This window comes from Eggerthella hominis (assembly GCF_014287365.1).
Lineage (GTDB): Bacteria > Actinomycetota > Coriobacteriia > Coriobacteriales > Eggerthellaceae > Eggerthella > Eggerthella guodeyinii.
Genome location: NZ_JACOOA010000001.1, coordinates 457980 through 482397, shown reverse-complemented (window position 1 = coordinate 482397; position 24418 = coordinate 457980). Strand labels below are relative to the sequence as shown.

Sequence of the window (24418 nt, the reverse complement as noted above, 5' to 3'; positions counted from 1 at the left end):
GCAGCGGCGCAAGGCGACGTGGCGAATGGCGCGCAGGGGAGGCCGTGGCCGCCGCCGTCCGCTAGCGCTCGGGCGCGACGCTCAGCTCGATGGCGCCGCGGTCGAGCAGCGGCCCGTAGACGCCGCGCAGCCACAGCGCCGGCTCGCCGGGGCCCAGCACGAGCGGCATGCGGTTGTGCACGGCGGCCACCGTCTCGTTCGGCTCGGTGGTGACGAGCGAGAACCGGCCGCGGTCGTGGATGCCCGCCAGCAAAAGCGGCGCGCCGTCGCGGGGCTCGAAGGCGTACTGGCGCTTCACGGGCCGCCCGGTGCGCGCGCTCGGCACCGTCTCGGACGCGTGCGACTCGTAGAAGCCCCAGGCGGGTATCAGGCAGCGGCGCCGCGCGAAGGACGACGACCACATGCTGCCGTCGTCGCGCAGCGCCGTCTCGATGCGCGTGTTGAACACGGGCCCGTTCTTCCACGGAACCTCGTATCCCCAGGCCATATGCGCCACCGCAAGGCCGCACCCGTCGCCCGTGGCCACGATGAGCGGCACCACCGACGAGGGGAACGCTTCCGCGCGCGGCGGGGCCGCGGGAGCTTCGGGGGCCGCGGGCCCGTCGTCGAACAGCGACAGCTGCGCCGCCGCGCCGCAGCGCGCCTCCTGCGCCTCCCGCGTCCGCGCGGCTCCGGGAGCGTCGGCGGGCGCGAACAGGTGCGCCTCGTAGTCGGCCAGGGGATCGAGCGAGGCCAGCTCGCCGGCATGGTCGGCCAGGTCGCGCTCGATCTCCGCGGCGATGCGCGCGACTTCGTCGCGGTCGACGGGTATGAAACGGCGGCACATCGGCGGCTCCTTCCTCGCGTTCCTGCACGCCTCCAGTGTAGCGGTTCGCGGGCCGCTGCGGGGTTGCCGCGCGGTGTCCTTCGCGTGACGGCCGCCTTCCGCCGCTCGCCGCGCCGACCGCCGGCCGATCCTGGAACGGGGGTTGACAATACCCGTGAGGGGTATATACTCACGCCCAGATACCCACACGGGGTATAGAGGAAAGGAGCGTCATGGCCGAGAAGAACCCGCAGCCGGAGGAAGCCGGCTGCTGCTGCCGCCGCAAGGAGACGCCGCGCTCGGAGGAGCTGCAGGCCGACCTGCAGAAGCGGCTCAACCGCGTCATCGGGCAGCTGGGCGGCATCAAGACCATGATCGATGACAACCGGTACTGCGGCGACGTGCTCACGCAGCTCGCCGCCGCCGAAAGCGCCGTGCACAGCATCTCGTCCGTCATGCTGCAGAACCACCTGGAAACCTGCGTAGTGGAGCAGATCAGGCGCGGCAACGTGGAGGTCGTCGACGAAGTGATGCAGCTCATGAAGAAGTTCTCGCGATAGGCGGATGTTTCACGTGAAACATCCGTTCGTTTGAAGGAGTGCAAGGTGAAACAAGCATTCGATGTGACCGGCATGACGTGCGCGGCATGCTCCGCGCGCGTGGAGAAGGCGACCCGGGCCGTGCCCGGCGTCGACGACGTCGCCGTGAACCTGCTGAAGAACAGCATGGAGGTGACGTATCGCGACGGCGCGGAGCCGGCGGCCGTCGCGAGCGCCGTCGAGGCCGCCGTGGACAAGGCGGGCTACGGCGCCTCCGCACGCGTCCCGGCGGGCCAGCAGGCGCCGGGCGCGGGAAGCCGCGCGGCCAAGGCGCGCCCCGTGGCCGACGCGGCCGCCGAGGCGAGGCACGTGCGCATGCGCCTCATCGTGTCCGCGGTGTTCACGATCCCGTTGTTCTACCTGTCCATGGGGCACATGTTCGGCTGGCCGCTGCCCGGGTTCTTCCTGGGCGACGAGAACGTGCTCACGTTCGCGTTCACGCAGTTCCTGCTGTTGCTGCCCGTCGTGTTCGTCAACTTCAAGTTCTTCCGCGTGGGCTTCAAGACGCTGTTCCACGGCGCGCCGAACATGGACTCGCTCATCGCGCTCGGCTCGACGGCGGCCACGGTGTACGGCATCTACGCCATCTACAAGATCGGCATCGCGCTGGGCGCGGGCGACCTGCACGCCGCGCACCTGGCAGCCATGGACCTGTACTTCGAGTCGGCGGCCATGATCCTCACGCTCATCACGCTGGGCAAGTACTTCGAGGCGCGCGCGAAGGGCAAGACCACCGACGCCATCGCCAAGCTCGTGGACCTCGCGCCGAAGGAGGCCACGCGGCTCGTGGACGGCCGCGAGGAGCGCGTCGCGGTGGAGGCGGTGCGCGCGGGCGACGTGCTGGCGGTGCGCGCGGGCGAGGGCATCCCCGTGGACGGCACCCTGCTCGAGGGCTCGGGGACGGTGGACGAGTCGGTGATCACGGGCGAGAGCGTGCCCGTGGACAAGCGCCCCGGCGACGCGGTGACCGGCGCCACCGTGAACCGCACCGGATGGTTCACCATGCGCGCCGACCGCGTGGGCGACGACACCACGCTGGCCGGCATCATCCGGCTCGTGGACGAGGCCACATCGACGAAGGCGCCCATCGAGAAGATCGCCGACAAGATATCGGGCGTGTTCGTGCCCGTGGTCATCGTCATCGCCGTCGTCACGTTCGCCGTGTGGATGCTCGGCGGCTCGACGCTCGAGACGGCCATGTCGCACGCCATCAGCGTGCTCGTCATCTCGTGCCCGTGCGCGCTCGGCCTGGCCACGCCCACGGCCATCATGGTGGGCACCGGGCGCGGCGCGCAGAACGGCATCCTCATCAAGTCGGCCGAGGCGCTGGAAACCGCCCACGACGTGAAGACCGTCGTGTTCGACAAGACGGGCACGGTGACCGAGGGCGCGCCGAGCGTCACCGACGTGGTCCCGGCCCCGGGCGTGGGCGAGGAGCGCCTGCTGGAGCTGGCGGTGTCCATCGAAGGCCGCTCCGAGCACCCGCTCGCCCGCGCCGTGTGCGACTACGCGCGCGGCCGTCATGCCTACCCGCTGCTCGTGGAGGACTTCAAGCAGGTGCCCGGCGAAGGGGTGGCGGCGCTCGTCGACGACCGCCCGTCATGCGCCGGCAACCTGCGCATGATGGAGGCCCGCAACGTCGCGGTGGGCGCGTTCGCCGAGGAGGCGCAGCGGCAGGCCGACATGGGCAAGACGCCGCTCTTCTTCGCGCAGGACGGCGAGCTCCTGGGCGTGATCGCCGTGGCCGACACGGTGAAGCCCTCGAGCGCCGCCGCCCTGGCCACGCTTTCGGCCATGGGCATCCGCACGGTGATGCTGACTGGCGACAACGAGCGCACCGCCGCCGCCATCCAACGCGAGGTGGGCGCCGACGAGGTCATCGCCGGCGTGCTGCCTGACGGCAAGGAACGCGAGATCCGCCGCCTGTCCGAGCAGGGCCGCGTGGCCATGGTGGGCGACGGCATCAACGACGCCCCGGCGCTCGCGCGCGCCGACGTCGGCATCGCCATCGGGGCCGGCACCGACGTGGCCATCGAGAGCGCCGACATCGTGCTCATGAAAAGCGACCTGCTCGACGTGCCCGCCTCCATCCAGCTGTCGCGCGCGACGCTGCGCAACATCAAGCAGAACCTGTTCTGGGCGCTCGTCTACAACGCGGTGTGCATCCCCGTGGCCGCCGGCGCCCTGTCGTTCATGGGCCTGAACCTCAACCCCATGATCGCCGCGGCCGCCATGAGCCTGAGCTCGGTGTGCGTCGTGTCGAACGCTCTGCGCCTGCGCGGCTGGAAGCCCAACCTCCCCTCGGCAGCGACGGACGCGCCCGCGTCCGCGCCCATCGATAGCACCGTACCCAGCGAACCCAACGAAAAGGAGACCACCATGGAGAAGACCCTGAACGTCGAAGGCATGATGTGCCAGCACTGCGTCGCCCACGTGAAGAAGGCCCTCGAAGGCGTAGAGGGCGTCGAGGAGGCCGTCGTCGACCTTGACGCCGGCACCGCCACCGCGAAGCTGGCCCGGGACGTGCCGGAGGAGACGCTGGCCGCCGCCGTGGTGGAGGCGGGCTACGAGGTGAAGTAGAAACGAGGAGGGCTGCCGCGGGCGGCCCTCCGTCGAAAGCCCTAGCAGCCGGCGATGATCTCCCGCAGGGCGGCCACGAGCTTCTCGTTGTCCTCGCGCGTGCGGACGGCCACGCAGAAGTAGCGGCTGTCCTCCAGCGCGGGGGTGCCCTCGAGCTTGCGGATCAGGAACCCGGCCAGCTGCAGGCGCTGCGCCAGCTCGTCGGTGTTCGCCACGCCGAGCGCCAGGTCGGGCCCGCCGTCGAACGTGCACATGACGTAGTTCGCCTCGGCGGGGAAGATGTCGATGCCGGGGATGAGGTTCAGCATGCACTGCAGCCAGGGAATCTCCGAATCGAGGAAGTCGCGCGTGCGCTCGAGGTGCTCCGTCTCCGAAAGCGCCAGCTCGCCGATGACCTCGGCGAACATCGGCACGCACGAGCTGTCGTAGAAGCGCGTGATCTGCGCGATGGTGTCGGGGTGCGCGATGCAGTAGCTGATGGGGATGCCCGGCATGGCGAAGGGCTCGCACAGCGAGCGCACCACCACGAGGTTGCGGTGCTCGTTCACGAGCGCCACCATGCTCTCGCCGCCCAGCGTGAGCTCGATGGAGCGCTCGTCCACGACCACCCAGGTGCAGGCGTCGAGGTAGGCGAGCAGCGTCGGCCTCGGCAGCAGGCGGCTCGTGGGGTAGCCCGGGTTCGCCAGCACGGCGGCGTCGAACACGATGCCGTGGCGCTCGGCCGCGGCCGGGTCGGGCACGGTGAAGCCGGCCGGGCTCGCGATCTCCACCACGCGATGGCCCGCGTTGCCGGCGGCCAGCGCGTACTCCACGGGGCCGGGGACGGCCACGCCCACGGTGCAGGGCTGGTAGGTCTGGGCCACGGCGCGCACCATGTCGCCGACGGTGGAGCCCACGAGGAACGACTCCACGGGCAGCCCGAACTTGCGGGCCAGCACGCTGCGCAGCGTGTGCGCCTCGCGGTCGGGCGGGTAGTTCAGCTCGCCGGCGGCCAGCGCCGTCTCCATCGCGCGGATGAAGGAGGGGGGCGTGCCCAGGGGGTTCGCCGTGCCGGAGAAGTCGATCCAGTTCATCTCGGAGCGCATTTCGTAGGGGGGCGACAGCAGCTGCTCGGGCAGCGCGGTCACGCAGGCGCGTACGCCGGGACGCGCGTCGGTGTCTCGCTGCGTCATCGTCATGTCTCTCCCTCCCTGCGTTTCGCCTCGTGATTCGAGGCAAGGAATGAATATCCTAGCACAAGTTCATTACGCCCGGGCGCGGCGTGGTAGACTTATTCGCGCAATGCGATCCGATTCCCCACAGACCGATCCCGAAGCGGCTGCCGATGGCGGCGGCTTCGCCATGCCGTTGGAGGAGTGGCGCGGGCCGGCCATCCTGCTCGTGGACCTCGACGCGTTCTTCGCCTCGGTCGAGCAGCTCGACCATCCCGCCTGGCGCGGCAAGCCGGTCATCGTGGGCGGCGACGCCGACAAGCACGGCGTGGTGTCCACGGCGTCGTACGAGGCGCGCCCGTACGGGGTGCACAGCGCCATGCCCTCGTCCACGGCGAAGCGCCTGTGCCCGCACGCCATCTGGACGCACGGCCACTTCGACCGCTACCGCGAGATGTCGAACGCCATCATGGACATCCTGCGCGCCGAGACGCCGCACGTGCAGCAGGTCAGCATCGACGAGGCGTTCATGGACGTGTCGCCCACGTCGGTGAACCGCGAGCACCCCGTGCGCGTCGCGCAGCGCATCCAGCAGCGCGTCGAGAAGCTGGGCGTCACGTGCTCCATCGGCGTGGGCACGTCGAAGACCATCGCGAAGATCGCCTCGGACATGGACAAGCCGCGCGGGCTGACCGTGGTGTACCCGGGCGGCGAGCGGGACTTCCTCGCCCCCCTTCCCGTCCGCACGATGAGCGGCATCGGAGCCGCGGCCGAGGAGAAGCTGCACTCCCGCGGCATCCGCACGCTCGGCCAGCTGGCCGATGCCGACGAGGGCATGCTGCTGCGCGTGTTCGGCAAGAACGGCCACGTCATGCACGTGCGGGCGAACGGCGGCGACGACGCGCCCGTGGAGCAGGACGACTCGGTGAAGTCGGTGTCCAACGAGATGACGTTCGCGTCGGACCTCACCGCGCGCGACGAGGTTGAGGGCGCCATCGCCACCATCGCCGCGAAGGTGGGGCGCCGCCTGCGGCGCAAGGGCCTGCGCGGCCGCACGATCAGCCTGCGGGTGCGCTACGACGACCGCAGCGTGCGCTCGGTGCAGCGCCAGCTGGCGGCGCCCAGCGACGACGAGTTCGCCTACACGCCGCTTCTGTACCGCATGATGGACGAGCTGTGGCGGCCCGGCATGCCCGTGCGCCTCATCGGCGTGGGGATGACGGGGTTCGAGGAGGGCGACGGCGTGCAGGAGAGCCTGTTCGACGTCGCGGAGGCCGCGCCGAACGAGGACGACGTGCGGCCGTCCATCCCGGACGAGGGGAAGCGCCGCGGCCTCATCGAGGCCACCGACCTCGTGAAGGACCGGTTCGGCGAGTCCGCCGTCCGCTTCGGGCGCGAGCTGCTCGGCGAGGAGAACACCACCGGCTCCGCCAGCAAGAACCCGGCCGACTACAAGTGAGGCGCCGCGACGAAGGAGGACCCATGGGAAACGAGAGCCGCTTCGACGGGAAGGCGGCCGTCTACGACGCGGCGCGCCCCGGCTACGCCCCCGCGCTTATGGCGCACCTCGCCTGCGAGGAGGGGTTCGCGGCGGGCACCCGGGTGGCCGACGTGGGATCGGGCACAGGAAGGTTCTCCGAGCAGCTGCTGGAGCTCGGCTGCATCGTGGAGGCCGTCGAACCGAACGACCAGATGAGGGCCGTGGCGGAAGCGCGCCTCGGCGAGCGCGCCGAGTTCTCCTCGACGGCGGGGTCGGCCGAGCGCACCGGGCTCGCGGACGCCTCGGTCGACCGCGTGTGCGCCGCCCAGGCCTTCCATTGGATGGACCCGCAGGCGTTCCGGCGCGAGTGCCGGCGGATCCTGCGACCGGGCGGGGCGGTCGCGCTCGTGTGGAACTTCCGCGACCCGGCGTCCCCGCTCGTGCGGGCGAGCGCGGCCGTGTGCGCGCGGCACTGCCCCGGGTTCACGGGCTTCAGCGGGGGCATGGACTTCGACGGCACCGCCGTCGCGCGCTTCTTCGAGGGCGCGTACCGCACGGTCACGTTCCCGCACGACCTGGCCTACGACCGCAAAGGGTTCGTCGACCGGATGCTGTCGGCCTCCTACGCGCCCGATCGCGACGACCCGGCGCATGCCGCCTACGCCGCCGACTTCGAGCGGCTGTTCGACGAGCACGCCCAAGCGGGCGTGCTCGTGCTCCCCAACAGCACCGCAGCCTACATCGGCGAGGTGGCGTAGGGGAGCGCGGCCCCCGCAACCGCCGGGGGCCGCGCGCACGCGCTTCGCCGCGCTAGGCCATGCCGATGAGCTTCGCCATGTTCGCGTACATGACCTTCTCGGACAGTTCCGTGCCCTTCCCGAAGGCCTCGAAGGCGGCCTCGACGGAAGCCTGGGTGCCTCCGAAGGGGCGGTCGACGCCGAAGAGCACGCGGTCCTCGCCGAACAGCTCGACGAGCATGCGCATCTCCTCGGCCGAGCGGAAGGTCGTGTCCACCCAGAGGTTCTCGGCGCCACCGAGGTGGGCGGCAAGCGTTTCCGCCTCGCCGCCGGTCAGACCGCCCGCATGCGCGGCGATGAACTTGACCTGGGGCAAGCGTTCCACGAGGTACATGAAGTCCTCGAGGTTGCCGTAGGCGGGGTTCTGGGTGGCCGCTTCCGGGGAGTCGTCGGGGTAGTAGGAGTTCACGCCGCAGTGGCTCACCACGGGCAGGCCCGTCTCGGCCCACAGGGCAACCGCCTCCTCCACGCGCGGGTCGCGCAGCGAGACGTTCTGGAGGATGGGGTGGATCTTGAGGCCGCGCGCTCCCCGGGCGGCGTCGGCGAGCAGCTGCGACCCGATGGCGCGCCCGTCCTCGATGCGCCAGTCGGCCGAGGTGAAGGGGATGATGCGCGGCTCGACGAGCGCGGCCACCCGGTAGTCTTCGAACGTGATGAAGGGCGCCACCGGATACAGGCAGACGTAGTCGACGTGCGATTCGTCGAGGTCGCGCGACAGCTTGCTCAGCGTGTTGGCGTAGCTGACGGCGGCCGTCATGTCGATGACGTTCTTCACCTGCTCGGGGTTGTCGGGGTCGAGGAACGCGCCCTTGAAGCCGCCCTCGGAATAGGAGGCGAACGGGTCGTGCTGGGAGGGGTCGATGGGGACGTCGCCCTTGTACACGACGTTCTTCTCGGATGCGAAGATGTCGCCGAGGTGGGAATGGCAGTCGATGATCTTGTGCATGGTGCTCCTCGTTTCTCTCATGGTTTTCGATAGGGCTCAACGACGGTCTTACGACGGGTTCGCGGCGCCGGCCGCGCACGCGGGCGCGTCGTCGGGCGTTTCGGGCGACGACGCCGCGGAGCTCAGCTTGGTGGCCGCCATGGCGGCCGCTCCGAAGAGGGCGACGACCAGGAAGCACGCGCCGGCGGCGGGCCACCCGAACGATTCGACGAGCGCTCCGGACACGGGCGCGCTCAAGAGGGTGCCCGTGTTCAAGCCGATGTTCAACACGCCGAGCGCGATGCCCGCGTACATCGGCTTGGAGGCGGTCTCGGGACCGATCGTCCAGCAGATGCAGGGGATGAGCGCGTCGAAGATCGGGAACACGAACACGAACGCGACGACGAGCGGCTCGCCGGTGATGAGGAAGGCGGCCAGGCCGATGAGGCCGTACGCGAAGAAGCTCGCGACGCCGAGGCGCTTGCGGTTCTTCACGCGGTTCAAGATGCCGCCGATGATCCAGGCGTATACCATCTCGACGAGGTACAGGATGGCCACCCAGCGGCCGATCTCCTCGGACGACCAGGACGTCGCCACGCCCCAGTACGCCGACACCCAGCTGACGAACGTGAACGAGCAGAACGTGAAGCAGGCTGCGGCGATGGCGAGCGTGAACGACGCGCGCGATTTCAGCCCTTCGCGGATGGACACCTCGCTGCTCTCGACGTCCGCGAAGCTCTCGCCGGGCGCGGGGCTGTCGACGAACACGAGGAACAATACGGCGGTCAGCACGCATGCGACCAGGCCGAGCATCCACATCCCCTGCCATCCGAACGCTCCCGACAGAGGGGCGGCGCAGAAGAAGAGGATCGTTTGCGAAACCATCATCCACGAGCCCCAGAGCCCCATGGGCAGGCCGCGCTTCTCGGGCGGGAACCACATGGAGATGAGCGTCGGCGCCAGCACCGCGATGATGCCGATTCCCGTTCCCTCGATCACGCGGCTGACGATGAGCACGCCGACGTTGTCGGTGGCGAGGCCTATCAGCGAGCCGACGACGGCGAAGGCGAGGGCGGTCACACCCGCCTTCTTCGGCCCGAACCGCTTGATGATCATCGCGGCGGGCAGCGCCATGATGATGCCGACGAAGGTGAAGATGGTGCTGAGCAATCCCGCCGTGCCCATGCTGATGCCGAATACGTCCATGAGGACGGTGATGATGGGCGAGACCTTGTTCTGCACGAGGGCGAGCGATATGCCGCCTAATATGGCGACGAGGCATACCGCCCAGCCCTTTGCGCTCGTGGTTCTTGTCACGCTCATGGTGAACCCCCTTACGTTTCGTGTACGTTGCCGCGCGGTCCCGATGCCGATGCGGTACCTCCTCTCGACGTCGTGCGGCATGACCCGGAAGACCCGCGCGGCACGCACCTTACGGAGCGGCCTCGCCTGCGGGAACATCTCGGGGGGATGGTTGTCGCGATCCGGCGACGTCATCACGAAATGATGGGGGAGGGGCCTCTCATCATTTCGTGATGAGAGGCCCGGGACGAGCATTTCAACCCCCGATGACCACTGACGAGTTCGGGGGCGTGGCTATAATTGCACCCGGCACGTGGCGGGGCAGGCGAAGGCGGGGAGGTCTTATGCGCTCGGGTCCGATCATGCATACACTACGCATCATGTTCTCGTCGACGCCGGGCAGCGTCGCGCTGCTCTGCTCGTTCTCGTTCTACAAGGCGCTCGCCATCATCGTGTGCACCGAGTCGTTCCTGTTCCCCTCGGCGCGGCAGATCGCGCCGGCCGTCGTCGAGCCGCAGATCGTGTTCTTCCTGGCGTGCGCGACGGTGTGCATCGTCGTCGCGGTGTTCCTGCGGAAGAGCAGCGCCCTGTTCGCCCAGGACTGGTACGCGTGGCTCATGCTGCTGTCGATGCTCGTGGGGATGCTGCTTCTGTTCCTGCGCGCGAACGCCGATGCCCAGGACGCCTTTTCCCAGGATATGTGCCTGTATTTGGGAATCGGGTGCCTGGCGCTCGGCTTCATGGGGATCCATATCGAGTTCGGGCGGGTGTTCGGGCATCTCGGCATGGCGAGGACGCTCGCGTTCGGGGTCGCCTGCTCGTGCATCGGCGGGGCGCTCTACTTCGCGGCCGGCATCCTCGAGGGACCGTCTGCCTGGGTCGCGGTCGCCGCGTACGCCGTCGTCATCGTGGGCTCGTTCTCACGGGCGCGGCGCGCGATGGACAAGGCCGTCATCTACGGCCGGAAGTTCGAGGAGGACCTGCAGGTGCCGTACCGGTTCATGTCGACGTCGCTGCTCCAGGGCCTGTCGTTCGGCTTCCTGTACGGGGCCTTCGCGTTCTCGGACGGGGAGGCGTGGCAAGGCGTCGAGCTGGCGGGCCTGCTCGGCTCGGCGCTGCTGACGGCGCTCGTCTTCCTGGTCGCCCATGTGGACTTCAACCGCGCCATCTACCAGGTCGGGTTCCCGCTCATCGCCGTCAGCATGCTCTGCTCGAGCCTGGGGGTCGCGTTTCCGACGATGTGGGTCGCCTGCCAGGTGACGGGGTTCCTCTATCTCGATTTGGCGCTGTGGGCCCTGGGATCGTACCTGATCAAGGACTGCGACCAGCCTTCGACGTGGGTGGCTTCCTGTCCGACGGCCATGCTCATGGTCGGCAGGGCCGTCGGCATCGCGGCGGGAGGGGCGGTGGGCGGCCCCGACGGGCAGACGGCCTGGTGCGTCGGGGCGTTCGCGATCGTCCTGGCCTCGCTGCTGCTGTCGAACGAGCGCAACATCAGGACGGGCTGGGGCTTCATCTGTCCCGGGGATTCCCGGTCGCAGGTCGATTTGAGCGCCACGTGCGAAGTCGTGGCGAAGGAGTACCTGCTCACCCCGCGCGAGCTGGAGGTGCTCAAGCCGCTCGTCCAAGGCGACGACGCGCAGGACATCGCGAAGCGCCTGTACATCTCGCCCAACACGGTGAAGTCGCATATCCAGAACATCTACAACAAGCTGGGCGTCCATTCGCGCAAGGAGCTGCTGCGCGTGGTCGAGAGCCGCCTCAAGCTCCTGGAATCCCGCTGAAAAGCCCCCGACCCGCGGATCGCAGGCCGGGGGCGCGCGTGCCTAGCGCTTGTCGGCCAGGAAGAACAGCGCCATGGTGCCCGGGCCGGAGTGGGCACCGATGACGGGGTCGACGTAGTTGACGACGACCTGCTTGCACCCGAAGCGCTCCTTCACCTGCTCGGCCACGTACTCGGCCTCCTCGATGCAGTCGCCGTGCGTGATGAACACCATCTGCTCGTCGATGGGCGCGAGCGCCGTCTTCTCCATGTGGTCGACCAGCGCGTTCAGGGACTTCTTGCGCCCGCGCACCTTCTCCAAGGGGACGAGGTGCCCCTCGTCGTCCACGTGCATGACGGGCTTGATGTTGAGCATGGTGCCCGCCCAGGCCGCCGTCTTCGACACGCGGCCGCCGCGGAACAGGAACATGAGGTCGTCCACGGTGAACCAGTGGGCCAGGTGCAGCTTGTTCTCCTCCACCCAGTCGCGCACCTCCTCGATGGAGGCGCCGGCGCGGGCGCGCTGCACCGCGTGCCAGATCAGCAGGCCCTCGCCGCCCGAGGCCGCCAGCGTGTCCACGGCGTACATCGTGCGGTCGGGGAACTCCTTCGCCAGGTCGCGGATGAGCAGCTCGGTGGCCTCGTACGTGCCCGACAAGCCGCTGGAGAAGCCCAGGTACAGCACGTCGCGACCCTGTTCCAGCAGGCCGCGCATGAGCGCCTCGGAGTCGGCCAGGTTCGGCAGCGACGTCGTGATCACCTTGCCGTCGCGCATCATCGTGTAGAACTGCGCCAGGTCGGTGTGCTGGCCCTTGAGGTAGCTCTGGTACTGCTCGCCGTCCACCATGAAGGTGAGGGGGAGGATGTGCAGCCCGAAGTCGTCGATCATGTCCTCGACGAGGTTGCAGCTGGAATCGGTGACGATCTCGAAGTTCATCGGCATACGACGCGTCCTTCCTGAAAACTGCAGCGGTCGGCAAACCCGAGTCTTCCGCTGTGAATATGCAAACGATGAAAAGTATACCGTGAAGCGCTGTGCTCCTGTGTCGCAATTTTGAAAAGTGCGGTCAGGCTCGCTGGAAACGGCGCTCGTTCCACTATACTATAGCGGTTTATAGCGAACAGAAGCGCATGCTTTGAGGAAAGGTACGGCACCCGTGGCGAACACGTACAAAGAAACGATGAACCTGCCGAAGACCGACTTCGCGATGCGGGCGAACCTGCCCGAGAACGAGCCGAAGCGGTTGGCCAAGTGGGAGGAAGAGCGCGTCTACGAGCAGGTGCTCGAGAAGAACAAGGACGGCAAGCCGTTCATCCTGCACGACGGCCCCCCGTACGCCAACGGCCCCATCCACATCGGCCACGCCTTCAACAAGATCCTCAAGGACTTCGTGAACAAGTCCCACGCGCAGCGCGGCTTCTTCACGCCGTACGTGCCCGGCTGGGATTGCCACGGCCAGCCCATCGAGCACATGGTGGAGAAGACGCTCGGACCCGACAAGATGGCGAAGATCGACCAGCCCACGCTGCGCCGCCTCTGCCGCGAATGGGCCGAGAAGTACGTCGACGTGCAGCGCGAGGGCTTCAAGCGCCTCGGCGTGAACGCCGACTGGGAGCATCCGTACCTCACGTTCACGCCGAACTACGAGGCGGGCAACGTCGAGGTGTTCAAGAAGATGTACCTGGACGGCTCGGTGTACCGCGGCCGCAAGCCCATCCACTGGTGCAAGCGCTGCCACACCGCGCTGGCCGAGGCCGAGATCGAGTACTCCGACGAGACGTCGCCGTCCATCTTCGTGAAGTTCAAGATGGACCTCATGCCCGGCGTGTACGAGGCCGCCGGCGCGGCGGGCGACGCCTACGTGCTCATCTGGACCACCACGCCCTGGACGCTGCCGGCGAACACCGCCGTGTCGCTGGCCCCCGACGCCGACTACGTGATGGTGCAGGCGGACGGCTCGAACATGATCATGGCGCGCGAGCTGGTCGAGCAGGTGGCCGACATCGCGGGCTGGGACGACTACGCACTCGTCACCGGCGCGGACGGCGAGCCCGTCGCGCTCAAGGGCCGCGAGCTCACCGGCCTCACCTACACGTGCCCCATCCGCCAGGACCTCAAGGGCACCATCATCTACGGCGACCACGTCACGCTCGATTCGGGCACGGGCGCGGTGCACACCGCCCCCGGCCACGGCCAGGACGACTACCTCGTGGCGCTCGAGTTCGACGTGCCGCTGCTCATGCCCGTGGACGACAACGGCGTGCTCACCGACGAGGCGGGCCCCTTCGCGGGCCTCGACGTGGACGAGGCGAACCCGGCCATCATCGCGTGGCTGCGCGAGCGCGGCACGCTCGTGGCCCAGAAGGAGATCCTGCACAGCTACCCGCACTGCTGGCGCTGCCACGAGCCGGTCATCTTCCGCGCCACCGACCAGTGGTTCGTGTCGATGGACAAGAACAGCCTGCGCGAGGACTCGCTCGACGCCATCGAGAACAAGGTGGAGTGGATCCCCTCGTGGGCGAAGAACCGCATCGGCTCCATGGTGGCCGACCGTCCCGACTGGTGCATCTCGCGCCAGCGCTCGTGGGGCGTGCCCATCCCCGTGTTCAAATGTGCGAAGTGCGGCAACACGGTGGCCACGGCCGAGACGTTCGACGCGGTGATCGACCTGTTCTACCGCGAGGGCGCCGACGCGTGGTTCACGCACGACCCGTCCGACTACCTGCCGCGCGGCATCAAGTGCGAGACCTGCGGCTGCACCGAGCTGCTACCCGAGAAGGACATCCTCGACGTGTGGTGGGAGAGCGGCGTGTCGCACACCTCCGTGCTGAAGCACCGCGAGGCCGAGGGCCTGCGCTTCCCGGCCGACATGTACCTCGAGGGCTCCGACCAGCATCGCGGCTGGTTCCAGTCGTCGCTGCTCACCAGCATGGGCGCCTACGGCGTGCCGCCGTACAAGAGCGTCATGCACTGCGGCTTCACGGTGGACGGCGAGGGCCGCAAGATGTCGAAGTCCCTCGGCAACGGCGTGGACCCGGCCGAGGTCATGGAGAAGAGCGGCGCCGACGTGCTGCGCCTGTGGGTGGCCAGCGTCGACTACTCGCAGGACGTGAGCATCTCCGACGAGATCCTCCAGCGCACGAGCGAGGCCTACCGCCGCATCCGCAACACGTTCCGCTTCCTCCTGGGAAGCCTTGACGACTTCGACGACACGAAGCACGCCGTCAAGGACTGGGAAGCGCTCGAGCCCATCGACCGGTGGGCGATGGTGCGCACGCAGCACCTGCTCGCCGACGTGGAGGCCGCCTACGACGCCTACCGGTTCCACTACGTGTACCGCGCCGTGTACGACTACATCGTGAACGATCTTTCGGCCGTGTACATGGACGCCACGAAGGATCGCGTGTACTCCGAGGCGCCCGACTCGCCGCGCCGCCGCGCCGCGCAGACCGTGCTCATGAACATCCTCGAGGTGCTCGTGCGCGTGCTGGCGCCGGTGCTGTCGTTCACGACCGACGAGGTGTGGGAGCACTACCCGCTGGCCATGCGCGAGCGCGAAGGCCGCCCCTCGAACGTGCAGCTGGCCGGTTGGCCGGAGCCGTCCGACTTCCTGCCGGCCGTTCCCGCCGCGGAAGGCGAGCGCGCGGCCGAGGACTTCGGCGTCATCCTCGGGGTGCGCGAGATCGTGACGAAGGCGCTCGAGGACGCGCGCGGCGAGAAGACGGTGAACAAGAGCCAGGAGGCGGCCGTGACGGTGACGGCGCCGCGCGGCGTGCTCGACGTGCTGGAGCGCTACGACGAGGCCGTGTTCGAGGAGCTGTTCATCGTGGCCTCGGTGGCCTTCGAGGAGGGCGAGGAGCTGGCGGCGACGGTGGCGAAGACCGAGGCCGAGAAGTGCCCGCGCTGCTGGAACTACCGCACGCTCGGCGGCAACCCGAACCATCCTGACATATGCGAACGCTGCGGCGACGTGCTCGACGCCCTCGGCTTCGCAGAGGGGGAGTAGCCTCTTGGATACGAAGCGCTCGCGCAACACGCTGGTGTTCGGCATCGTCGCGCTCGCGTGGCTCGCCCTCGACACGCTCACGAAGAGCTACTTCAACGGCTCGTACGCCGTGGGCGAGGTCGTCACGGGGCCGCTGCTCGGCCTCGTGCGGTTCCACCTCGTGCACAACACGGGGGCCGCATGGGGCATGTTCGGAGACTCGACGTTCCTGCTGGGCGTCATGTCGCTCATCGTGTGCGTGCTGCTCACGGTGTACCTGTTCTTTTTGGCGCATCGGCCGAGCACCCTGCAGGTGGTGGGCGTGGCGCTCGTGGTGGCGGGCGGCCTCGGCAACGCGTTCGACCGCTTCACGCTGGGCTACGTCGTGGACTTCATCGAGCCCGTGTTCATCGACTTCCCCGTGTTCAACGTGGCCGACATCGGCGTGACGTGCGGGTTCGTGCTGTTCCTCGTCGGCGTGATCCTCAGCTGGCGCCACGAGGACCGCATCGCCGCCGCGTCTGCCGAAGCGTCCGAAGCGTCGGACGACGCGCGCGACGAGGGAACCGACGCCCGATGAGCCGCATGCTGAGCTACGCCGCCGCCGCCGAGGACGCGGGGCAGCGCCTCGACGCCCTGATGGCCGCGCGCGGGCTGTACCCCAGCCGCAGCGTCGCGGCGCGCGCGGCGGACGAGGGGCTCGTCTTCGTGAACGGCACGGCCGTGGCGAAGAAGCACCTCGTGGCCGCGGGCGACACGATCGTGTACCAGGTGGAGGAGGCCGTCGAGGCCGGGCCTTTGAGCGGCCAGCCCATCGACCTCGACATCCGCTACGAGGACGACGCCCTCATCGTGCTGTCCAAGCAGGTGGGGCTCGTGTGCCACCCGTCGGTGGACCACGACGACGGCACCCTCGTGAACGCCCTCATCTACCACTGCGGCGCCGAGCACCTGTGCAACGTGCAGGGGGAGGACGACCGCCTGGGCATCGTGCACCGCCTCGACCGCGACACGAGCGGCCTCATGCTGGCCGCGAAGACCGACGAGGCGGGCTACGCGCTCATGTCCGACATCCGCGACCGCGCGGTGGATCGCCGCTACCTGGCGCTCGTGCACGGCGTGATCGCCCACGACACGGGCATGATCGACGCCCCCATCGCGCGCGCCGAGAAGGAGCGCACGCGCATGGCCGTCCGCGACACGCAATCGGCCCGCGAGTCGATCACCACGTTCCGCGTGCTCGAGCGCTTCGAGCACGGTCCGCGCGACGACGGCTACACGCTCATCGACTGCAAGCTGTTCACGGGCAGGACGCACCAGATCCGCGTGCACCTGGAGTACGCGAAGCACCCCCTGGTGGGCGACCCGGTGTACACCTCGGGAGCGCCGAGCGCGCCCGCCGCCGACCTCGGCCTCGACCGCCAGTTCCTGCACTCGTTCCAGCTGGCCTTCGAGCATCCCGTCACCGGCGAGAGCCTCCGCTTCGCCGACAACCTCCCCGGCGACCTGCAGGACGCGCTGGACGACCTCGCCCCCCGCAGCATGGGCCGCACGGCAGCCGGCGAGGACGTGCGCGGATTGCTCGAAGAGGCCCCGAGGCCGAGGTTGTAGACGGCTTTCCGCCAGTGCTTGGCGCGGCGGTGGATCAGAGCCCCCGTCCTCCTATGGCGCGGCGGGGGCTTCGGGATGCGAGCGTCTTTCTCCGCGCTTATCGCACGCCGCGCCCGTCGCGAATCGGCGCGGACGAGCTTGCCGAACCACATGCCCTTTCCCGCGCCACAGGAGAATGGGAGCGCGCGCCCCTTCCATGATGCGCAGGCGTCATCCCTTGCCGTACACGCTCATGTTCTGCATGCGCGCCTGGAGGTAGCTGTCGGGGAAGTGCTCGTCGAGGAAGCGCTGCTCCCAGGTGGTGGCGGGCACGCCGGCGGCGCGCTGGCCCTCGCGGTCGAGCGCGAGCACGGTGACGGCGATGTTCGCCGCCATGAACAGGCTGAGCGCCACGGTGACGATGCGCGCGAGCGCGCTCTTCGCATCGACGTGCGAGAACACCCGCTTGATGAACGGCAGGATCGTGCGCACCCACACGAGGCCCAGCAGGCCCCACATCACGCCGAACGCGAAGTTCGTGCGCCCGTTGATGCTGCCGAACGTGCCGCTGTAGTCCCAGGCGATCGCGCCCCACAGCACCTCCATGAGCCAGCTCGTGGTGTACTCCATCACCGAGCCCAGCAGCATGGCGATGAGGAAGATGATGAGGTTGTGCGAGTGGTAGAAGCGGTTGAGCGATGCCGTGAGCACCACCGCGCCCACGCCGTAGATGGGCGAGAACGGGCCCCATACGAGGCCTGCGCGGCTCTCGTAGCCGCCGTACACGATGGCATGGAACGCCGTCTCCACCACGAGCCCGAACACGCATCCGGCCATGAACAGCCAGAACAGCGTGAAGTAGTCGATCTTGAGGTAGCCGAGGTTCGGGCGGACCTGCTCGCGGGCCTCCTTGCCGATCTCGCGGAGGATGCCCGGGCGCGGTGCGGCGCTTTCGCAGGAGGAAGGTCCGGCATCGGGCTCGCGATCGGGTGTTACGGCCTGTCGCGACGGTAATTCCGCAGCCGATTTTTTCGGTTCTTTCTCCATTCACCTGCCCTATCAATAGTCAATGGGCTAAACTATAGCAGATTTTCAAGGGCGGAATTCAACCGTTTCGTCATGTCTACGCCGCAGGAAGGTGATGAACATCGTGCCACAGGGGAAGCGCTCAGGGGTGCTCTTAGTGAACACCGGCACGCCCGCCGTGCCCAAGCCCCGTGCCGTGCGGAAGTACCTTGCCAGGTTCTTGATGGACAAGCGCATCGCGCCGATGAACCGCGTGGGCTGGTGGTTCGTCCTTCACCTGTTCATCCTTCCGAAACGCGGGCGCGCGTCGGCCGAGAAGTACGAGAAGATCTGGACGGACGAGGGCTCGCCGTTCACGATCGCCCACGAGAAGCTGGCCGCCGGCCTGGGCGCCGCGTTCGACGAGGAGGGCCTCGACGTCGCGGTGCGCTGCGCCATGAGCTACAGCGACCCGTCGGTGCTCGACTGCGTGCGCGAGCTCAAGGACGCGGGCTGCACGCGCCTCGTCGTGCTGCCGCTGTACCCGCAGAGCGCCTATTCCACCACCGGCTCGGTGTCCGACAGCGTGGAGCACGCGCTCAAGAAGGCGCGCTGGGACGTGCCGTGCGACTTCGTGGACAACTACCACAACGATCCCACCTACATCCGCGCCATCGCCGCGTCCATCGAGCACGCCGGCTTCGAGGTGGATTCCGACGACAAGGTGCTGTTCTCGTTCCACTCCATCCCGCTCGTGGACATCGAGGCGGGGGACACCTACGAGCTGCAGACGGGCGCCACCAGCCTGCAGGTGGCCAGCGAGCTGGGCATCGACCGCAACCGCTGGACCATCGGCTACCAGTGCCGCTTCGACAAGGGCCGCGAGTGGCTCACGCCCTTCACGCGCGACGTGCTCACCCGCTGGGCCGAGGCAGGCGTGGGGCGCGTGTTCTTCATCTGCCCGAACTTCGCCGTCGATTGCCTGGAGACGCTCTACGACATCGACTACGAGCTCAAGCCGTTCTACTTCGACCAGATCGAGCAGGCGGGCCGCACGCCGGACGAGGCGTGCTTCACCTACGTGCCCTGCCTCGACCGCAGCCGCGCGCACCTCCGGGTGCTCGCCGACGTGCTGCGCCCGCATATTGAGGAGGTCCCCCGTGACTAACGCAAACGACGCCGCGGCCAACGCCGCGCAGAAGACCGTGCTGCTGGGCGTGACCGGGTGCATCGCCGCCTACAAGTCGTGCGAGATCGTGCGCGGCCTGCAGAAGGCCGGCGTGCGCGTGAAGGTGGTCATGACCGAGCACGCCGCCGAGTTCGTGGGTCCCACGACGTTCCGCGCGCTCACGCACGAGACGGTGGCCGTCGGCCTGTTCGACGACCCGTCCGACCCCATCCACCACGTGTCGCTCGCGCAGGAGGCCGACGTGTTCCTCATCGCGCCGTGCACCGCGAACGTCATCGCCAAGATCGCCAACGGCATCGCCGACGATTTGCTGACCACCACCGCGCTGGCCACCACCGCGCCGCTCGTCATCGCGCCGGCCATGAACGTGAACATGTACGAGAACGGCGCCACGCGCTACAACATCGGCAAGCTGCACATCCGCGGCGCGCGCTTCATCGACGCCGGCGACGGCTACCTGGCGTGCGGCGACGTGGGCAAGGGCCGCCTGGCCGAGGTGGACGACATCGTGTCGGCCACGCTCGACGAGCTGGGCGTGAAGCGCGACCTGGCCGGCCGCCGCGTCATGATCACCGCAGGCCCCACGGTGGAGCCCATCGACCCGGTGCGCTACATCTCCAACCACTCCTCGGGCAAGACCGGCTACGCCATCGCCCGCGCGGCGGCGCTGCGCGGCGCCGACGTGACGCTCGTGTCGGGCCCCGTCTCGCTGAGCGCGCCGCAGGGCGTGCACATGGTGCACGTGAGGACGGCGCGCGACATGTTCACCGCGGCCGAGGAGGCCTTCGAGGACGCCGACATCGCCATCTTCGCGGCGGCGGTGGCCGACATGCGCCCGCGCGAGGCGGCCGCGCACAAGCTGAAGAAGGGCGTCGCCGACGCCGAGCTGGGCACCATCGACCTCGTGGAGAACCCCGACATCCTGGCCACGCTGGGCGCGCGCAAGCGGCATCAGGTGGTGGTGGGCTTCGCCGCCGAGACGAACGACGTGGTGGCGAACGCCGAGAAGAAGCTCGTGTCCAAGCACGCCGACCTCGTGGTGGCCAACGAAGTGGGCGGCGGCCGCGCGTTCGGCGCGGACGACAACGTGGTGTGGTTCGTGGACGACGAGGACATCGAGGAGCTTCCCCGCATGTCGAAGACCCGCCTCGCCGACGAGATCCTCGACAAGGCCATCCAGTTCCTGGCGTGACGCAGGCTCGCTACGCGAACTTCACGATGCAGAGCACGACGAACGCGGCGACCGTGAGAGCGGCCGCCGCGTTCATGATGCGGGGCGGCACCTTCGCCAGCAGCTTCTCGCTGGCCGGGTAGATCGCCCAGGCGTACAGCATGGCCACCGCGCCCAGCGCGAGGTCGTTGACGAGCCACGCCTGTCCCAGCACGTTGAAGGGCAGGGCGGAATTGTCCCAGAGCGGGTACTCGCCCGCAAGGTTCGGCTGGTTGAGCATGAGGCCCATCGCCAGCTCCATGACGAGGCATACCCCTACCGTGATCAGGAAGAACTGCGCCGCCGCGCACGCGGTCGAGCGACGGCGCGCCAGGAGGCGCTCCTTGAGCGGCACGAGCGCGATCGCGCACACCGCGACGCCCACGCCGTAGACGAGGAAGGGGTAGAAGGGGTCGCCCCACACGAGCGAGTCGTCGTCCACGATGCCGAACAGGTCCATGAAAGAGCAGTACGCGATCTCCATCCAGTGCCCCGCCACGCTGAACGCGCAGAAGTACACCGCGAGGTTGCGCCAGAAGGCGGGGGAGCGCAGGCGGTCCACGTCCGCCGCCTAGGCGCCCGAAGGCGCGCTTCCGCCCACGTTCATCGACTGGATCAGCTGCTCGGTGGCGGCGATGACGTCCTCGTCGGAGACCGCCACGTTCACGCAGTACAGGAAGAACAGGATGCAGAACCCGATGACCACCACGATGAAGGCCATGTTCATGGCGTAGGAGGGCACGCGGGCGAGCAGCTTCTCCAAGCCGGGGTAGATCACCCAGGTCATAAGCGTGGCCACGAACCCGAACGCCACGGCGTTCTGGAGGCACACCTGGCCCATGAAGTTGCAGAACATGTTCCGGTAGTCCCACAGCGGAAGCGTGCCGTCAGGCAGCGGCTGGTTCAGCATGAGGCCCATCGCCAGCTCGATGCCCGTGCACACGAGCGCGTTCGCGACGAAGCTGAGCGCGAGCGGCGCCGCGATGCCCCGGAAACGGCGCTGCAGGAGGTTCTTGACGGGGAACAGCAGCAGCACGCAGGCGACCGCGCCGAAGCCGTACACGCAGAAGGGGTAGAGCCAGTCGCTCCAGATCTGGGAGCTCGGGTCGTAGACGCCGGGGATCAGCCCGAAGCGGATGAGCGTGCAGTATCCCGCCTCCATCCAGTGGCCCACCACGCTGAACACGCAGAAGTAGATGACGAGGTTGCGCCAGAACCCCCAGGTGGTCGGTCGGAAGTAGCCCGCGTGCTCGTCGAGCTGCGCCCGCGCCCTCTCGTCGGAGAAGGGGTGGACGAGCACGGCCTTCGCCCGGCGCGACGTGAGGAAGTAGGCGAGCAGGACGATGTCCGACGACGAGGAGATCAGCTGGCTGACGGGGTCGAACGTGCCGGTCGCCAAGCTGTATGCGCTGCCGACCACGATGTTGAACAGGCTGAACGCGATGACGAAGGCGCGGGTCGCCCGATAGCGGTGCCAGATGAGCCAGAAGCAGATGCCGTCGAAGATGAGGTTGGCGTAGTCGATCGCGTCGGCGAACCCCAGGGTGTAGCTGCCCTTGATCATGAACACGAGCAGCGAGATGGTGATGACGACGTTGATGGCGAAGAACACCTGGATGACGCGCATGAAGCCGAGCTTCTTCGGGTTGCTGAAATCACGGGCCATTCGTCGGCGCTCCTGTCTCTTCCGTTACGAACGACCATTGTAATGACGGTTTCGGGGCTGTTGTACATGAAATACTGATGCAACCGGCGGTTGAGGGGCGCCCGCGGCCGCGCGGTTCGGAAGAAGGTTCGGAAGATGCAAATTTCTTCTTGCAAAGCACCGAGGTTACCGTTAATATAGTCAACGCTGTTTGGGAAGCTCGCTTGAGCGACCGGGCATGCACAACGGGTTGTGGCGCAGTTTGGTAGCGCACTTGACTGGGGGTCAAGGGGTCGCAGGTTCAAATCCTGTCAACCCGACCAGCAACGTAAAACAGGCCATCGGGCAGCTGCCCGATGGCCTGTTTCTTTTCGCGGCGGTTCCCCCGCGCCTACGACGCGAGGGCCGTGTCGGCGGCGAGGTAGCCGCTCACCCACGAGAGCAGGTTGCCGCCGAGGAAGCTTCCCGACGGCATGTGCGGCGAGCCGCCGAAGCTCGACTCCCCGCAGAGGCCGCCCGCGGTGTGGAAGTTCGCGAACAGCCCGGCGATGACCTCCCCTTCGGGATTCAGGACGCGAAGGCTCTCGTCCGTGCGCAGGCCGGCGTGGGTCTTCCCGATGCAGCCGCCGATGACGCCGCCGTAGAACGGGGGCGTTTTGACCGGGGTGAGCCATTCCGGGAGGTAGGGCACGTCGAGCTCCGTGTCCTCGCCCTTCTCGCACAGCTCGTTCCAGTTGTCCACGGCGGCGGTCACCACCTCGGGCTTGAGCCCCAGCTGCTCGGCCAGCTCCTCGAGGGTGTCGGCCTTCTTGATGAGGCCCGCGTCCACGCCCTTCTGGAATTCGACCGAGAAGTCCTTATCGAACATCGCGTCCTCGACGATGGGGTCGTCCTTGGTCCAGGGCCGGCGTTCGGCGCCGGGCGCGACGTTCATCTTGAACATGTACTGCTCGTAATCGGCGTCGAAGATGGCGTACCCGCGGCCCCCGATGCGCGACATCTGCGTCGCGGCCACCGCCACGTCGCCTCGACCCACCTCGAACGTGACCTCGGGCTGCTGCGGCATCGCGTAGAAGTTGTAGCGCTCGCCGCGCTTGTCGATGTTGAGCCACGGAACCTGGAAGATGGTGCGCGCGCCCCAGAACGGCTGCCACTCGCGCGTGCCGTTGTCGGGGGCGGATTCCCAGCAGTTCCAGGAATCCCATCCCGCGATGTCGGCGCCCGCGCCCACGGCCATGCGGATGCACTCGCCCGTGTGGCTGGGCGTGGGGCCGCCGTACGCGGCGTGCCTGTAGGCGGTGGGGATGTACTCCTTGAGCATGTCCCAGTTCATGCCCATGCCGCCCGCGCACAGCACGACGCCCTTGCGCGCCTTGAAGTAGAGCTCCTCGTCGGTCTTGCCGTCCTTGGCCTTGATGCCCACGACGCGCCCGCCGTCCACGACGAGGTTCTCGCATCTCGTGCCCATGCGGAAGTCGGCCCCGGCCTCCTGGCCCTGCTGGTAGAAGTAGTCGGTGACCTCCTTCACGGCCATGTACGACGTCACCTTGCCCTCGGCCAGCGTTTTGGGGAAGAAGGCGCTGCCTCCGGCCACGGCCACCATCGGAGCCTCGTGCTCGAGCACCGCCCAGTCGAGGAAGATGCCCGAGTAGTCGGCGATGGTGCCGACCAGGCGGTCGTCGTTGGAGGATTGGTACTGCTCGCGCAGGCGGTTGACCAGCTCCTTCCTGCTGTAGGGGTACACGGGCCACGCGTATCCCATCTCGTCTTGGATCGTGGAGCCGCCCGGCAGCGACGCGAACCCGCCGGCGCACTTCGTCGCGCCGCCGGGGGTCTGGTCCTTCTCGATCGTGATGACGGTGGCGCCCCTGTCGCGCGCGAGCAGCGTCGCGGCCAAACCGCCGCCGCCCGTGCCCACCACCACGATGTCGGCCTCGGCGCTCCACTCCGCCGGCGGGTCGACCGGCGCGATGGGGGCCGCCTCGCCCAGGTCGGAGCCCTCCGTCGCGCCTGCCGTGGAATCGGAACCGCCGGCGCTCGGTGCGCATGCGGCGAGCGCCGACCCGCCCAGCACGGTCGCGCTCAGCAGGGCGCTCCCCTTGAAGAAGCTCCTCCGCGACAGGCCTCCGCGCGGCTCTCCCTGCATGTCCTTCTCGCTCATATCGTTCCTCCTTGCTTCGCTTGTTCGCATGCGGGGCCTTCGCGGCCCGCATCGCCGAGGCACAGCATGCGCGCGGAGGGGGAGCGTTCCCATCGCGTGAAACGGGCAAAAGGGAATCTCCCCTGTTTCGGGGGAACCCGTTTCCCGGAGGGGGAGATTCGAAAATAACCGGGAAGACCGTGGAAGCGGAGCGTGCGGAACGCTTAGAATAGCCGTATGCTGCGAACCCGA

19 protein-coding genes and 1 tRNA gene are annotated in these 24418 nt (G+C 68.2%); 11 read left to right on the top strand and 9 right to left on the bottom strand.

What is annotated here, in order from left to right; all coding sequences use genetic code 11:
* Positions 1 to 61 precede the first annotated feature (61 nt).
* Positions 62 to 826 (bottom strand): SOS response-associated peptidase family protein, encoded by a 765-nt coding sequence (locus H8S61_RS02130; protein ID WP_186937793.1) that lies wholly within the window; start codon positions 824 to 826, stop codon positions 62 to 64.
* 212 nt (positions 827 to 1038) lie between these two features.
* Here H8S61_RS02130 and H8S61_RS02125 point away from each other — a divergent pair, with 212 nt between their 5' ends.
* Together H8S61_RS02125 and H8S61_RS02120 are read left to right on the top strand one after the other, a co-directional pair.
* Positions 1039 to 1365, top strand: coding sequence for a metal-sensing transcriptional repressor (locus H8S61_RS02125; protein ID WP_160942510.1), 327 nt, complete (start codon positions 1039 to 1041; stop codon positions 1363 to 1365).
* Positions 1366 to 1410: 45 nt separating this feature from the next.
* On the top strand, positions 1411 to 3984 hold the full coding sequence (locus tag H8S61_RS02120; RefSeq protein ID WP_186937792.1) for a heavy metal translocating P-type ATPase: 2574 nt from the start codon (positions 1411 to 1413) through the stop codon (positions 3982 to 3984).
* A gap of 41 nt (positions 3985 to 4025) precedes the next feature.
* Here H8S61_RS02120 and H8S61_RS02115 read toward each other — a convergent pair whose 3' ends face one another.
* Positions 4026 to 5162 (bottom strand): pyridoxal phosphate-dependent aminotransferase, encoded by a 1137-nt coding sequence (locus H8S61_RS02115; RefSeq protein WP_154331974.1) that lies wholly within the window; start codon positions 5160 to 5162, stop codon positions 4026 to 4028.
* A gap of 103 nt (positions 5163 to 5265) precedes the next feature.
* On the opposite strand from H8S61_RS02115, the gene dinB reads away from it, so the two are divergent.
* Both dinB and H8S61_RS02105 read left to right on the top strand, forming a co-directional pair.
* On the top strand, positions 5266 to 6594 hold the full coding sequence (dinB, locus tag H8S61_RS02110; protein WP_186937791.1) for a DNA polymerase IV: 1329 nt from the start codon (positions 5266 to 5268) through the stop codon (positions 6592 to 6594).
* A 23-nt stretch (positions 6595 to 6617) separates the two neighbouring features.
* A complete protein-coding gene (locus tag H8S61_RS02105) occupies positions 6618 to 7373 on the top strand; it encodes a class I SAM-dependent methyltransferase (RefSeq protein WP_186937790.1) in 756 nt (251 codons plus the stop codon).
* Between the two features lie 52 nt (positions 7374 to 7425).
* Here the strand turns inward: H8S61_RS02105 and H8S61_RS02100 are convergent, their stop codons facing one another.
* Both H8S61_RS02100 and H8S61_RS02095 read right to left on the bottom strand, forming a co-directional pair.
* A complete protein-coding gene (locus tag H8S61_RS02100) occupies positions 7426 to 8358 on the bottom strand; it encodes an amidohydrolase family protein (protein ID WP_186937789.1) in 933 nt (310 codons plus the stop codon).
* A gap of 48 nt (positions 8359 to 8406) precedes the next feature.
* On the bottom strand, positions 8407 to 9660 hold the full coding sequence (locus H8S61_RS02095) for an MFS transporter (RefSeq protein WP_186937788.1): 1254 nt from the start codon (positions 9658 to 9660) through the stop codon (positions 8407 to 8409).
* A gap of 341 nt (positions 9661 to 10001) precedes the next feature.
* Between H8S61_RS02095 and H8S61_RS17615 the strand changes: the two genes are divergently transcribed.
* Complete coding sequence (locus tag H8S61_RS17615) at positions 10002 to 11423, top strand: response regulator transcription factor (RefSeq protein WP_186937787.1); 1422 nt, start codon at positions 10002 to 10004, stop codon at positions 11421 to 11423.
* A 42-nt stretch (positions 11424 to 11465) separates the two neighbouring features.
* On the opposite strand, the gene H8S61_RS02085 is transcribed toward H8S61_RS17615, so the two are convergent.
* Complete coding sequence (locus H8S61_RS02085; RefSeq protein WP_186937786.1) at positions 11466 to 12344, bottom strand: DegV family protein; 879 nt, start codon at positions 12342 to 12344, stop codon at positions 11466 to 11468.
* Positions 12345 to 12558: 214 nt separating this feature from the next.
* On the opposite strand from H8S61_RS02085, the gene ileS reads away from it, so the two are divergent.
* From ileS to H8S61_RS02070, 3 genes are read left to right on the top strand one after another with little or no spacing between them, the layout of a single operon-like run.
* Positions 12559 to 15408, top strand: a complete 2850-nt coding sequence (ileS, locus tag H8S61_RS02080) for an isoleucine--tRNA ligase (protein ID WP_186937785.1) — start codon at positions 12559 to 12561, stop codon at positions 15406 to 15408.
* Between the two features lie 4 nt (positions 15409 to 15412).
* Positions 15413 to 15967 (top strand): signal peptidase II, encoded by a 555-nt coding sequence (lspA, locus tag H8S61_RS02075; protein WP_244977505.1) that lies wholly within the window; start codon positions 15413 to 15415, stop codon positions 15965 to 15967.
* Positions 15964 to 16998 (top strand): RluA family pseudouridine synthase, encoded by a 1035-nt coding sequence (locus H8S61_RS02070; RefSeq protein ID WP_186937784.1) that lies wholly within the window; start codon positions 15964 to 15966, stop codon positions 16996 to 16998. The genes lspA and H8S61_RS02070 overlap by 4 nt, the downstream gene beginning before the upstream one ends.
* Positions 16999 to 17208: 210 nt before the next feature.
* On the opposite strand, the gene H8S61_RS02065 is transcribed toward H8S61_RS02070, so the two are convergent.
* A complete protein-coding gene (locus H8S61_RS02065) occupies positions 17209 to 18024 on the bottom strand; it encodes a putative ABC transporter permease (RefSeq protein ID WP_186937783.1) in 816 nt (271 codons plus the stop codon).
* Positions 18025 to 18151: 127 nt separating this feature from the next.
* On the opposite strand from H8S61_RS02065, the gene hemH reads away from it, so the two are divergent.
* Positions 18152 to 19150, top strand: a complete 999-nt coding sequence (gene hemH / locus H8S61_RS02060) for a ferrochelatase (protein WP_366457674.1) — start codon at positions 18152 to 18154, stop codon at positions 19148 to 19150.
* Positions 19143 to 20363 carry a bifunctional phosphopantothenoylcysteine decarboxylase/phosphopantothenate--cysteine ligase CoaBC gene (coaBC, locus tag H8S61_RS02055; RefSeq protein WP_186937781.1) on the top strand — a complete coding sequence of 407 codons (1221 nt, stop codon included), beginning with the start codon at positions 19143 to 19145 and terminating at the stop codon, positions 20361 to 20363. Before hemH ends, coaBC begins: the two co-directional genes overlap by 8 nt.
* A 10-nt stretch (positions 20364 to 20373) precedes the next feature.
* Here the strand turns inward: coaBC and H8S61_RS02050 are convergent, their stop codons facing one another.
* Positions 20374 to 20943 (bottom strand): putative ABC transporter permease, encoded by a 570-nt coding sequence (locus H8S61_RS02050; protein ID WP_366457672.1) that lies wholly within the window; start codon positions 20941 to 20943, stop codon positions 20374 to 20376.
* Between the two features lie 9 nt (positions 20944 to 20952).
* Positions 20953 to 22047 carry a putative ABC transporter permease gene (locus H8S61_RS02045; RefSeq protein ID WP_160942522.1) on the bottom strand — a complete coding sequence of 365 codons (1095 nt, stop codon included), beginning with the start codon at positions 22045 to 22047 and terminating at the stop codon, positions 20953 to 20955.
* 225 nt (positions 22048 to 22272) lie between these two features.
* Between H8S61_RS02045 and H8S61_RS02040 the strand changes: the two genes are divergently transcribed.
* Positions 22273 to 22349 (top strand) — tRNA-Pro (locus H8S61_RS02040).
* A 68-nt stretch (positions 22350 to 22417) separates the two neighbouring features.
* On the opposite strand, the gene H8S61_RS02035 is transcribed toward H8S61_RS02040, so the two are convergent.
* Entirely contained in the window at positions 22418 to 24187 is a 1770-nt protein-coding gene (locus H8S61_RS02035) for an FAD-dependent oxidoreductase (RefSeq protein WP_186937780.1), read from the bottom strand.
* Between the last annotated feature and the right edge of the window lie 231 nt (positions 24188 to 24418).